Source organism: Nocardia spumae (assembly GCF_020733635.1).
Taxonomy (GTDB): Bacteria; Actinomycetota; Actinomycetes; order Mycobacteriales; family Mycobacteriaceae; genus Nocardia; species Nocardia spumae.
Window position 1 is genome coordinate 4,870,652 of record NZ_JAJFZL010000001.1, and the last position, 12,799, is coordinate 4,883,450.

Genomic DNA, 12,799 nt, shown 5'->3' on the forward strand with positions numbered 1-12,799 from the left:
CACCGTCGGCACGGTTCGCTACAGACTAGTGATCGACGCGCGTTGCGCCAGTGCACCACACCACCGCACAGGTTGAGATCGGACGAGTTTTCCTGGGATATTGCACGTTCGGCGCCCGGGGCGGCGAAGATACCAGGGTGCGAACGAAATTCTCCTCCGAGCTCGCGGCGCTCACCGATGAGCTCGCCCACATGGCTCGGCTGGCTCACGAGGCGGCCGAGCGCGCCGCGGTGGCCATCGAGAACGCCGACCTGACCGCGGCCTACGAGGTATTGGCCCTGGACGAACAGATCCAGGCCGACCATGCCAGATGCGAGGACCGCTCGGTACTCCTGCTCGCGCTCGAGGCGCCCGTCGCCAGGGATCTGCGAAATGTGGTGACCGCCATCCAGATCGCGGAGGACCTCTCGGGCGTCGCGGCCGCGTTGAGCCGGGTGGCCGACAGCGTGGTGCGGGCCTTCCCGGATCCGGTGGCGCCCGAACAGATCACGGCCGCACTGACCGCGATGGCGGGTGTCGTCGCGCAACTGGCCGCGGCGGCGATCACGGCGATCACAGCCCAGCAGGTACCGCCCGATACCAGCCTGATCCCGCCGGATCCCGCGATGGATCGCCTCCATCAGCAGTTGATGCGGGCGGTCGCCGACGCGGACTGGACCCACGGCAATGCGATGGCGGTCGAAACGGCACTGCTGGCACACCATTTCGAGCGATGTGCCGTGCACTGCGTGCGGATCGGACGGCTGATCCGGTTCTTCCACACCGGGGTGCCGCTCTCGGCGCAGTCCGAGGAGACCTGAGCATCGCGGCTTCGGCACCCCGTGAGCACCCGCCGCCTGGTCCGAACCCACGCAGTAACCTGGGCGCATGACAGCTGTTGCAGATCGTTCACTCGGCCCGGAACTGGCACGTACCGAGAGCATCGGCCCCGATACCGATGTCCTCGTGATCGGCGTTCTGACCGGCGACGACGGTCCCGTGATCGCGGCGGCCGACGTATTCGACGAGGTGATCGACGCCACGGTCCGCGAGCATGTGCTGGCGGCGCTGCTGGCGGTCGGCGCGAAGGGTAAGGCCGAGGAACTGACGCGGATTCCGGCGCCGGAGGGCCTGGGTGCGACCAGCGTCCTGGCGGTCGGCCTCGGCGCGCAGGACGCCCTCGACGCCGAGCAGATCCGCAAGTCCGCCGGTGTGGCCGCGCGTTCGCTGGCCGGCACCGCGACCGCCGTCACGACGCTGTCCGGACTGGACCTGGGTGCCGCCGCCGAGGGTTTCTACCTGGGCGCCTACACCTTCACCACGTTCAAATCCGGCAAGTCCGCGCCCAAGCCGGCCGAGCAGCCGCTGCAGCGTGTCGAATTCCTGGTTCCCGCACCGGATTCCGGCGCCGAGGAACTGTTCCGCGCGCAAGCCGTGGCCGAAGCCGTGGCCACCGCACGCGATTTCGTCAACACCCCGCCGAACGCGCTGTTCCCCGCCGAGTTCGCCGATCGCGCGGCCGGATTGGCGCGCGCTGCCGGGCTCGAGGTGGAGATCCTGGACGAGAAGCAACTCGAGGCCGGCGGATACGGCGGCATCGTCGGCGTCGGCAAGGGCTCGTCGCGCCCGCCACGGCTGCTCCGCATCACCTACGCCGGCGGTGAGAAGAAGGTCGCGCTGATCGGTAAGGGCATCACCTTCGACACCGGCGGCATCTCGATCAAGCCCGCCGCCAATATGGAGAACATGACCTCCGATATGGGCGGTGCGGCGGCGGTCATCGCGACCACGCTGGTGGCGGCGCGGCTCGGCCTCCCGATCACCGTCACCGCCACCGTGCCCATGGCGGAGAACATGCCCTCGGCAACCGCGCAGCGACCCGGTGACGTGCTGACCCAGTACGGCGGCACCACGATCGAGGTCATCAACACCGACGCGGAGGGTCGGTTGATCCTGGCCGACGCGATCGTGCGCGCGGGCGAGGACGAACCCGACTACCTCATCGATGTCGCCACCCTGACCGGTGCGCAGATGGTCGCCCTGGGCACCCGCACGCCGGGCGTGATGGGCACCGAGGAATTCCGCGACCGGGTGGCGCTGCTGTCGCAGCAGGTCGGCGAGAACGGCTGGGCGATGCCGCTGCCGAGCGAGCTGCGCGCCGACCTGAATTCGAAGGTCGCCGATCTGGCCAATGTCTCCCCGCACCGCTGGGGCGGCATGCTCGTCGCGGGCACCTACCTCAAGGAGTTCGTGCCCGACGGCGTGCAGTGGGCGCATCTGGATGTCGCCGGACCGGCCTACAACACCGGCGGGCCGTTCGGCTACATCGGCAAGGGCGGCACCGGCGTTCCGGTTCGCACGCTGGTCGCGGTGCTCACCGATATCGCCGGCGAGTAAGCGGCGCAGCAGATTCGAACCGGCCGGCCGTGCCCTCGGGGGAGGGCGGCCGGCCGGTTCGGTCCTAGTCCGCCGACAGATCCCGCAGGTCGGCTTCCAGGGCGCGTTTGCGCTCGATCCGTTTACGGGAGTCGTAGTCACGCATCCGCTGCGGATAGCCGGTGCGGGCCGCGTCGTACACGGGTATCCCGAGGCGGCTCGACAACTGCCGCGCACCGCGTTCACCCACCACCCGGCGAGTCCATTCCCCATCGGCGGCGATAAGCACCGCTGTGACATCGGTCACCGTTGTTTTCGGTTCGATGTAGGCCTCCACGCCGACGTGCGTGCGCGTCCACTCGGCCAGATAGCGCACATCCGACGCATCGGCACCGCCGCCCGCGCGGCCGCCGCGGAAACGATCGAGCAACCCCACGGCCGCCTACCTCCTGTTCGCAGATCGGGGTGTGTGCACTCCCGATCCATCGATAGTGCCAGCTGTCGGGCATTTCGGACGGAGGCCCGGCGCCGGCCGAGGGTCCGGAAGCGGGAATCGCCACACAGCGCCGGAGTGTCGAACGAGACACGCCGCGGTGCGCGTCGGCATCCGACCTGCTCCCGAGGACGACACGGATGCTGTGAAGTCGCCACGGGGCCGCCGACGGCCCGCCCTGTGGTACGCATCGCAACGGCGAGTGCAAGGATGGAGAACCGGAACAAGAACCGCACGGATCTCCGGTGCCACAGGAATGTTCGGTGGCAGCCGGGTGCTCACCGCGACCCGCGGCGTGCCCCCGCCGAGAGACGAACTGTTGTAGACCCGTCGAGCAGTTAGAGGAGTCAACGGACATGGCCTTCTCCGTCCAGATGCCAGCTCTTGGTGAGAGCGTCACCGAGGGCACTGTGACCAGGTGGCTGAAGCAGGAAGGAGACACGGTCGAGGTCGACGAGCCCCTGCTCGAGGTGTCCACCGACAAGGTCGACACCGAAATCCCGTCCCCCGCAGCGGGTGTGCTCTCCAAGATCGTGGCCCAGGAAGACGATGTCGTCGAGGTCGGCGGCGAACTGGGCGTGATCGGCGACGCCTCCGAGGCGAACGCCTCCGCACCCGCCCCCGCGCAGGAAGCCGCGGCTCCGGCCGCGCCCGCGCAGCAAGCCCCCGCCGAGCAGGCGCCCGCACAGCCGGAGCCCGCACCGCAGCCCGCCGCGGCCGCATCGTCGGGCCCCGCCTCCGGCACCCCGGTCAAGATGCCCGAACTGGGCGAGTCCGTCACCGAGGGCACCGTCACCCGCTGGCTCAAGCAGATCGGTGACCAGGTCGAGGTCGACGAGCCGCTGCTCGAGGTGTCCACCGACAAGGTCGACACCGAGATCCCGTCTCCGGTGGCCGGCACCCTGCTCGAGATCAGCGCGAACGAGGACGACGTCATCGAGGTCGGCGGTCAGCTCGGCGTGATCGGCAGCGGTTCGCCCGCGGCCGCGCAGGCCGCGCCCGCCCCGGCTCCGGCGCCCGCGCAGCAGCAGGCACCCGCACCGGAAGCGCCCGCCCAGCAGCAGGCCCCGGCTCAGCAGCAGGCGCCCGCCCCGCAGGCTCCGGCCCCGCAGGCGCCCGCCCAGCAGGCTCCGTCGCAGCCGGCCCCGGCCCCCGCGCAGGCGGCATCCTCGACCGCGTCCGGCAACGGTGAATCCCCCTACGTGACTCCGCTGGTCCGCAAGCTGGCCCAGGAGAACGACGTCGACCTGACGACCCTGAAGGGTTCCGGTGTCGGCGGTCGTATCCGCAAGCAGGATGTGCTGGCCGCCGCCGAGGCGAACAAGGCGCCCGCCGCCGCACCGGCCGCCGCCCCCGCGGCCCCGGCTGCCCAGGCCCCGGCCGCTCCCGCGGCACCGGCGGGTGCGCGCCCGCAGTTGCAGGCGCTGCGCGGGACGGTCCAGAAGGCCAGCCGGATCCGGCAGATCACCGCGACCAAGACCCGCGAATCGCTGCAGGCCACCGCGCAGCTGACCCAGACCCACGAGGCCGACGTCACCAAGATCGCGGCGCTGCGGGCCAAGGCGAAGAGCGCGTTCTCCGAGCGCGAGGGTGTGAACCTCACGTTCCTGCCGTTCTTCGCGAAGGCGGCGGTGGAGGCGCTGGGCGTGCACCCCAACGTCAACGCCTCCTACAACGAGGACACCAAGGAGATCACCTACCACTCGGCGGTCCACCTCGGTATCGCGGTCGACACCGACCAGGGTCTGCTGTCGCCGGTCATCCACAACGCCAGTGACCTGTCGCTGGCCGGTCTGGCCCGCGCCATCGCCGATATCGCCCACCGCGCCCGCACCGGCGGCCTCAAGCCCGACGAGCTGGCCGGCGGCACCTTCACCATCACCAACATCGGCAGCCAGGGCGCCCTGTTCGACACCCCGATCCTGGTTCCGCCGCAGTCGGCGATGCTGGGCACCGGCGCGATCGTCAGGCGCCCGATGGTGATCTCCGACAACGGCAGTGAGTTCATCGGCATCCGTTCGGTGTGCTACCTGCCGCTGACCTACGATCACCGGCTGATCGACGGCGCCGACGCCGGCCGCTTCCTGACCACCATCAGGCACCGGTTGGAAGAGGCCGCCTTCGAGGCCGATCTGGGCCTGTAAACCGCTCACCGACACGACGATTCGGTTCCCGACATGAAGGTTGTGATCGCCGGTTCGTCCGGGCTGATCGGGACGGCGCTCGTCGCCGCGCTGCGCCGGGACGGGCACGAGGTAGCCCGGCTGGTGCGCCGTCCCGCGGCCGCGGCCGACGAGTTCACCTGGGATCCGCTACGAGCGCAGGTGCCCGAAGCGGCCCTGCGCTCCGCGGACGCGGTGGTGAACCTCTGTGGCGCCGGAATCGGCTCGCGTCGGTGGAACGGCAGCTACAAACAGCAGTTGCGTGACAGCCGCATCGGCCCGACCGATGTGCTGTCCACCGCGGTCGCCGCCGCGGGAGTGCCGACGCTGGTCAGTGCCAGCGGCGTGCACTTCTACGGCGGCGAGACCGGTGATCGGGTGATCACCGAATCCGATTCCGCCGGAACGGGTTTCATGTCCACCCTGTGCCGGGACTGGGAAGCCGCCACCGAGCCCGCGGCCGAGGCGGGCGTGCGGGTGGTGCAGATCCGCAGCGCGGTCGTGCTGTCGCGCCACGGCGGCATGCTCGCCCTGCTGCGACCGCTGTACTCGCTGGGGCTGGGCGGCCGGCTCGGCAGTGGCCGCCAGTATCAGCCGTGGATCTCACTCGACGACGAGGTCGGCGGCATCCAGTTCGCGCTCACCCATTCCGACGTGCGCGGACCGGTCAATCTGGTGGGTCCCGCCCCGGTGACCAACGCCGAATTCAACCGCGCACTGGGCCGGGCCCTGCATCGCCCGGCGCCGTTCGTGGTGCCCGCCTTCGCCTTACAGGCCGTGGTCGGTGAAATGGCACGCGAGGCCATCCTGCGCGGCCCGCGGGCGATCCCGACGGTGCTCGAGGAGGCGGGTTACTCGTTCCGGCACGAGACCGTCGGCGAGGCGCTGGCCGCGGCGGTGGGCTGAATTTCGGCCTGCGCTTCGCCGCGGCGGGGGTTGCGGCCCGGGTGGATCGCTCGAAACCATCGGCCGCCGGGGTGAGGTGATGCTCACGTTTTCCGGCGCCCGGACGGTTTCGGAATCGATTCGGGTCGCGGCTGCGGATACGTTGAGGCAGTGACCGATATCCCGCCGGCCGGCCCCCACATCCGCGACGCCGAGGAGCGCGACCTTCCCACGATCCTCGCGATCCACAACACCGCGGTGGCCGAGACCACCGCGATCTGGGACTCCGCACCGGTCGATCTCGATGACCGGCTGCGGTGGTGGCGGGATCGGGTGGCCTCGGGATATCCGGTGCTGGTCGCCGAGATCGATGGTGAGGTGGCCGGATACGCCAGCTACGCGCAGTGGCGGCCGAAGTCCGGTTATCGCTACTGCGTGGAGAATTCGGTGTACGTCGCGGACCGGTTCCAGCGGCGCGGCGCCGCCACCTCCCTGCTGACCGCGCTGCTGGCGCGAGCCGAGGAATCCGGCCGGGTGCACACCGTGATCGCGGCCATCGAGACCTCCAACAAGACCTCGATCCTGCTGCACGAGAAATTCGGATTCCGGGTGGTCGGACAGCTCGCGGAGGTCGGTCACAAGTTCGGTGGCTGGATGGATCTGACCTTGATGCAACGCACGCTGCCGGGCCCGATTTCGGCGGGCGTAGAGTCGTTCGAGTGACCTCCGTCGATACCCCGACATCGAACAGCGGCGCGGCACACACCGCCACGCCGGCCACGTCGTCCCCCGATCCGCTGGTGCGTGAATCGGGTGGACGCAAAATGCTCCGCATCGAAGCCCGCAACGCGCAGACGCCGATCGAGCGCAAGCCGACGTGGATCCGCACCCGCGCCACCATGGGCCCCGAGTACTCCGAGCTCAAGGGCCTGGTCAAACGCGAAGGCCTGCACACGGTCTGCGAGGAAGCGGGCTGCCCCAACATCTTCGAATGCTGGGAGGACCGCGAGGCCACCTTCCTCATCGGCGGCGAGCAGTGCACCCGCCGCTGCGATTTCTGCCAGATCGATACCGGAAAGCCCGCGGCGCTCGACCGTGACGAACCGCGCCGCGTCGCCGAGAGCGTGCAGGCCATGGGCCTGCGGTACTCGACCATCACCGGTGTCGCCCGCGACGATCTCGACGATGGCGGCGCGTGGCTGTACGCCGAGACGGTGCGTGCGATCAAGGGGCTCAACCCGCACACCGGTGTGGAGTTGCTGATCCCGGATTTCAACGCCGACCCCGAGCAGCTGGCCGAGGTGTTCTCGAGCCGCCCGGAGGTGCTCGCGCACAACGTGGAGACGGTGCCGCGCATCTTCAAGCGGATCCGCCCGGCCTTCCGCTACGAGCGGTCGCTGGCCGTGCTCACCGCGGCGCGCGATGCGGGTCTGGTCACCAAGTCGAATCTGATCCTCGGCATGGGCGAGACGCCCGAAGAGGTCACCCAGGCCATGGGTGATCTGCACGAGGCCGGCTGCGACATCCTCACCATCACGCAGTATCTGCGTCCCTCGCCGCGGCACCATCCGGTCGACCGCTGGGTGAAGCCGGAGGAGTTCGTCGAGCATTCCCGCGTCGCAACCGAACTCGGCTTCGCCGGTGTGATGGCCGGACCGCTGGTGCGCTCGTCCTACCGCGCCGGCCGGCTGTACGCGCAGGCGATGGCGCATCACGGCCGCGCGATCGCCCCGGAGATGGCGCATCTGGCCGAGGGCGGCTCCGCTACCCAGGAGGCAAGCTCGGTGCTGGCTCGCTTCGGCGGCTGAGCATGCGCGGGCCGCGGTAGACGTACCGCGGCCCTGCCGTCCGCGGCCGCGCGCCGGCATCGCGGGTGGTGACCGCCCGAGGCAGCAGAAACGCGGACAGCGCCGCGGCGAGAACGAACAGGCCACCGCAGATCCACATGCCGGCCCGGTAGCCGCCATCGAGGCCCCCGGCGGCGGTGAGAGAGGTCCGGGAGATACCGACCACGCTCGGTATCGCGGCGATCCCGAGCAGCTGACCGGCACGCGCGACGGCGTTGTTGACTCCGGAAGCGAGTCCGGAGTCCTCGGTCCGCACCGCCGCGAATACGGCAGCGGTCAGCGGGGTGACCAGAATGCCCAGCCCCACGCCGAGCAGCGTCACTCCCGGAAGTACCGCGCTCGGGTACGGGGCGTGTGCACCGACCCCGCTCAGCAGTGCCGTTCCCAACCCCGCTGTGATCGAGCCGATCGTCATCGGCGCGCGGGCGCCGTGGCGTTGCGCGTAGCCGCCCGACCACCCCGACATCACCAGCATGAGCGCCGTGACGGGGATGGTCGCGGCACCGGCGGCGGCCGGTGGATATCCGGCGCTCACCTGCAGTTGCAACACCAGCAGGAACAACCCGCAGCCCAGTGCCGCGTAGGCGGGAAAAGTTGCCAGATTGACCGCGGTGAACGTGCGCGAGCGAAACGGTGCGGGCGGAATCAGCGGGTCCCTCGTGTGCGCCTGCCCCACCGATACCGCCACCAGCGCCACCGCGCCCGCCAGGGCCCACCACCATCGGGCGTCGATCAAGCCGTAGCTCGTCACGGCCAGACTCGCCACGAACAACGCGGAACTCAGCAGATCCGGCCGGCCGCCGACGCGCGGCTCCCGGCGTTCGGATATGCGTGCCGCGACGATCACGACCACGATCGCCAGCGGCACATTCACCAGGAATGCCGCACGCCAGCCCGCCGACTCGACCAGCCAGCCACCGGCGACCGGTCCGAGCGCCCCCGCCACCCCGCCGAAGCCGGCCCACAGCCCGATGGCTCGACCACGATCGCGCGGATCGATCGCCGCGGACAGCAGGGCCAGACTGCCCGGAGTGACGAGAGCTCCGGCCACGCCCTGCGCGACCCGAGCGGCGACCAGTGATTCGATGGTGCCCGCCAGGCCGCACCACAGCGAGGCCAGCGCGAAACCGACAGTGCCCCACAGCAGTACCGCACGTCGGCCGTAACGGTCACCGAGGGCACCGCCGACCGGGATCAGCGAGGCCAGCGCAACCATGTACGCGCTCATCACCCACTGCGCACCGACCATCGCGACATCGAGGCTCGCACCGATCCTGGGCACGGCCACGGTCACCACCGTCGCGTCCAGCGAGACCAGGGCGGAACCGAGTACGGTCGCGGCCAGCAGTCGGCGCCCCGCGGCGGTACCGAGCCGGACCCCGGCCCTCGGATCGGTCTCGACCACGCTCGTCATGTCCGCCTTCCCGACCGCGTGACCATTCCCGGTCACTCGTCCAGTCGCCGAGCCCGGCGATAAGACAGCTACGCGGGAGAAACATCGGCGATGCCCCGGACGAACATCCGCACCCGCTGCGCGATCGCACTGTGTCACAGGTGACGGGTTCTTCCCGCCGACGGGCAGCCGGTCGCCGTGCCGGACAACGCCGCGTCGGGAAGGCCGGCGTGCCGGATGTCATCGCGCGCGTTCTCGGAAGGGGTGCGGATCCGCGGAACGGGTGACACAGCCGCCCGCCGGTGGGAAGCTCGAAAGCAACCGCACGTGTCGACTCCGGGAAGTGAAGAGACATGGCCGAAAAAGCGAGCACCGGCGCCCGTGGAAATACCAGCGGCAGAGTCCTCGAGGCGTCGCGACCCGATGGCATTCGCAATGTGGTTCTCGTCGGTCACACCGGGTCGGGCAAGACAACGGTGGTGGAGGCACTGGCCATGGAGGCCGGAGCGCTCACCCGGGCGGGCCGCGTGGAGGACGGCACCTGCGTCTCGGATTACGACGATATCGAGCAGCGGCAACATCGCTCGGTGCAATTGTCGGTGGTGCCGGTCGCCTGGAACGACATCAAGATCAATCTGATCGATACACCGGGATATGCCGATTTCGTCGGCGAGTTACGGGCCGGTCTGCGAGCCGCGGACGCGGCCCTTTTCGTGGTGTCGGCCGCGGCCGGCGCCGATGGCATCGACGGTCAGACGCTGGCGCTGTGGGAGGAATGCGCCCGCGTGCAGATGCCGCGCGCACTGGTGATCACCCACCTGGATGCGGCGCGCGCCGATTTCGATGTCATGACCCAGGCGTGTGCCGACCTGCTCGGCGACGGGGACTCCGATGCGGTATTGCCGCTGCAGCTGCCCGTCCACGGCCCGCGTGGCGCCGACGGGCATCGCCCGGTGACCGGAGTGATCGACTTGCTGAACCAGCAGGTCTTCGACTACTCGGCCGGCGCGCACACCCGCACCGACGCCACCGCCGAACAGTCCGCGCTGATCGAGACCGCACGTAACCGCCTCATCGAGGGCATCATCGCCGAAAGCGAAGACGAAACCCTGATGGACCGCTATCTGGAGGGCGAGACCATCGATCTGGCCACACTGACCGCGGATCTCGAACGTGCCGTGGCCCATGACCGTTTCCATCCGATCCTGATCGCGGCCCCGCCGCCCGACGGCACCCGCGAAGGTCTGGGCATGGTCGAGATCCTCGAGCTCATCACCCGTGGCTTCCCCACTCCGGCCGAGCACGCGGTATCGGCCCGCTGCCCGAGCAACGGCGCGAAGCCGCAGGCGCTGTCCTGCGACCCCGGGGCGCCGCTGGCCGCCGAGGTGATCCGCACCGCCTCGGATCCGTACGTGGGCCGGGTCTCGCTGGTGCGGGTCTTCTCCGGCACCCTGCACGCCGACGACACCGTGCACATCTGCGGCCGGCACGCCGACTCCGCCGGTGACGGGCACGATCTCGACGAACGCGTCGGCGCGGTGACGGCACCGTTCGGCAGGCAGCAGTTCCCGATCGGCCAGGCGATCGCCGGCGATATCGCCTACGTCACCAAACTGGGCCATGCCGAGACCGGGGATACGGTGTCGGCCAAGGATTCTCCGCTGCTGATCGAACCGTGGCCGCTGCCCGATCCCCTGCTGCCGGTGGCGGTGCGCGCCCACGGCAAGTCCGATGAGGACAAACTGTCGCAGGGGCTGGCGCGCCTGGTGGCCGAGGACCCGACCGTGCGGCTGGAACAGAACCCGCGCACTCATCAGCTGGTGCTGTGGTGTCTGGGTGAGGCGCATCGCGATGTCGCGCTGGAACGGCTGCGCTCCCGGTTCGGTGTGCAGGTGGATGTGGACGAGTACCGGGTGGCGCTGCGAGAAACCTTCGGCGGCAAGGCTTCCGGGCACGGGCGGCATGTGAAGCAGTCCGGCGGGCACGGCCAGTACGCGATCTGCGATATCGAGGTCGAACCGCTACCGGAGGGTTCGGGGATCGAATTCGTCGACAAGGTGGTGGGCGGCGCGGTGCCCCGCCAGTTCATCGGTTCGGTGGAGAAGGGCGTGCGCGCCCAGGCCGAACGGGGCGTGACCACCGGATACCCGCTGGTCGATATCCGGGTGACGCTGCTGGACGGCAAGGCGCATTCGGTGGATTCCTCCGACGCCGCCTTCCAGACCGCGGGCGCGCTGGCACTGCGCGAGGCCGCGGGGGCGTGCCGGATCAAGCTGCTCGAACCCATCGCCGAGATCCGGGTGACCGTCGCCGACGAGCACGTCGGCACCATTCTGGGTGATCTGTCCGGTCGCCGCGGCCGGGTGCTGGGCACCGAGCCGGCGAGTGCCGGGCGCACCGTCATCCGCGCCGAGGTCCCCGAGCTGGAGTTGATCCGCTACGCCATCGACCTGCGGTCGCTCACCCGCGGCGCGGCGCAGTTCGACCGCGGCTACGTCCGGCACGAATCGATGCCGGGTCAGGTCGCCGCGGACCTGCGCGACCGCACCGAATCGGCGGTCTAGGCATCGCGGGGCCCGGCGGGGGGATGACGCGCCGTGGCGGCACCGCGACCGCGGCGGGTGCGCGATCACGGCCTCGCCCAGCCCGTGCGGGGTATGCCCGGCTCGCCCACTATCCTGGAGGGCATGGCAGCAGGTAAGGGCGGCACACCGTCGAAGGAAGACAAGGCCGCGGCGAAGGCTGCGCGCAGGCAGGCGTCGAAGGAGCGGCGTCAGCAGCTCTGGCAGACGTTCCAGATGGTGCGCAAGGAAGACAAGCTGCTGCTGCCGCTGATGATCGGCGCGCTGGTCGGCATCACCGTGGTGTTGTTCCTGGTCGGCTTCCTGTTCGACATGCAGTGGTTCCTGCTGCCGGTCGGCATTCTGCTCGGCGCGCTGGTCGCCTTCATCATCTTCGGCCGCCGGGTGCAGAAGAACGTCTACGCCAAGGCCGAAGGCCAGGCCGGTGCGGCCTGGTGGGTGCTGGACAATCTGCAGGGTAAGTGGCGCGCCACCCAGGCCGTCGCCGCGACCACCCAGCTCGACGCCGTCCACCGCGTCATCGGCCTGCCGGGTGTGGTCCTGGTCGCCGAGGGCTCGCCGCAGCGGGTGAAATCGCTGCTGGCGCAGGAGAAGAAGAAGACCGCGCGACTCGTCGGCGATACCCCGATCTACGACATCGTCATCGGCAACGACGAGGGCCAGGTTCCGCTGAAGGGCCTGCAGCGCCACCTGACCAAGCTGCCGCGCAATATCGATGCCAAGCGTATGGACCTCATCGAGGGCCGTCTCACCGCACTGGCCACCCGCGGTGGCCCGGCGCTGCCGAAGGGCCCGCTGCCCGGGGGCGCCAAGATGCGCGGAGTGCAGCGCACCATCCGCCGCCGCTAGGACGGGCACCCGACCCGGTCGTGTTCGTGGTCGTCCGCCGCACGGTTCGGGCAGGACCGCATCCCGCGGATGCGGGTTTGCCGAGCGATGCCGGTCGGTGGCCACGAACGTCGTAGTCCGAGGCGGACCACACGGTATCGTGCCCAGTGCCCGCTGTTTCGGGTCACGAGTAGTCGATGGTGGAGATGGATCCGTTCGAGACGCAACACGATGTCGGCATGGGTATCCGGCAG

The 12,799-nt window shown here is 69.8% G+C and carries 10 protein-coding genes; 8 read left to right on the top strand and 2 right to left on the bottom strand.

The features are described from left to right. Nucleotides 1-137: 137 nt before the first annotated feature. Complete coding sequence (locus tag LKD76_RS21805; RefSeq protein WP_227983257.1) at nt 138-800, top strand: phosphate signaling complex PhoU family protein; 663 nt, start codon at nt 138-140, stop codon at nt 798-800. A gap of 67 nt (nt 801-867) precedes the next feature. Further along, nucleotides 868-2,376, top strand: coding sequence for a leucyl aminopeptidase (locus LKD76_RS21810; protein WP_227983258.1), 1,509 nt, complete (start codon nt 868-870; stop codon nt 2,374-2,376). A gap of 64 nt (nt 2,377-2,440) precedes the next feature. Here the strand turns inward: LKD76_RS21810 and LKD76_RS21815 are convergent, their stop codons facing one another. Continuing rightward, complete coding sequence (locus LKD76_RS21815) at nt 2,441-2,791, bottom strand: oxidoreductase (protein WP_227983259.1); 351 nt, start codon at nt 2,789-2,791, stop codon at nt 2,441-2,443. A 413-nt stretch (nt 2,792-3,204) separates the two neighbouring features. Here LKD76_RS21815 and sucB point away from each other — a divergent pair, with 413 nt between their 5' ends. From sucB to lipA, 4 genes are all read left to right on the top strand, one after another. Beyond that, on the top strand, nt 3,205-4,992 hold the full coding sequence (gene sucB / locus LKD76_RS21820) for a 2-oxoglutarate dehydrogenase, E2 component, dihydrolipoamide succinyltransferase (protein ID WP_227983260.1): 1,788 nt from the start codon (nt 3,205-3,207) through the stop codon (nt 4,990-4,992). A 33-nt stretch (nt 4,993-5,025) separates the two neighbouring features. Continuing rightward, entirely contained in the window at nt 5,026-5,916 is an 891-nt protein-coding gene (locus tag LKD76_RS21825) for a TIGR01777 family oxidoreductase (RefSeq protein WP_227983261.1), read from the top strand. 150 nt (nt 5,917-6,066) lie between these two features. Then, nucleotides 6,067-6,618 carry a GNAT family N-acetyltransferase gene (locus LKD76_RS21830; protein WP_308188564.1) on the top strand — a complete coding sequence of 184 codons (552 nt, stop codon included), beginning with the start codon at nt 6,067-6,069 and terminating at the stop codon, nt 6,616-6,618. Beyond that, nucleotides 6,615-7,703: a lipoyl synthase gene (lipA, locus tag LKD76_RS21835; RefSeq protein WP_372465918.1), complete on the top strand. Its 1,089-nt coding sequence runs from the start codon at nt 6,615-6,617 to the stop codon at nt 7,701-7,703. Before LKD76_RS21830 ends, lipA begins: the two co-directional genes overlap by 4 nt. Here the strand turns inward: lipA and LKD76_RS21840 are convergent. Then, complete coding sequence (locus tag LKD76_RS21840; RefSeq protein ID WP_227983262.1) at nt 7,660-9,156, bottom strand: MFS transporter; 1,497 nt, start codon at nt 9,154-9,156, stop codon at nt 7,660-7,662. The two genes, lipA and LKD76_RS21840, sit on opposite strands and share 44 nt — an antisense overlap. Before the next feature lie 332 nt (nt 9,157-9,488). Here LKD76_RS21840 and LKD76_RS21845 point away from each other — a divergent pair, with 332 nt between their 5' ends. Together LKD76_RS21845 and LKD76_RS21850 are read left to right on the top strand one after the other, a co-directional pair. Further along, nucleotides 9,489-11,699 (top strand): elongation factor G-like protein EF-G2, encoded by a 2,211-nt coding sequence (locus LKD76_RS21845; protein ID WP_227983263.1) that lies wholly within the window; start codon nt 9,489-9,491, stop codon nt 11,697-11,699. A 123-nt stretch (nt 11,700-11,822) separates the two neighbouring features. Further along, nucleotides 11,823-12,566 (top strand): DUF4191 domain-containing protein, encoded by a 744-nt coding sequence (locus tag LKD76_RS21850; RefSeq protein WP_227983264.1) that lies wholly within the window; start codon nt 11,823-11,825, stop codon nt 12,564-12,566. Nucleotides 12,567-12,799 lie beyond the last annotated feature (233 nt).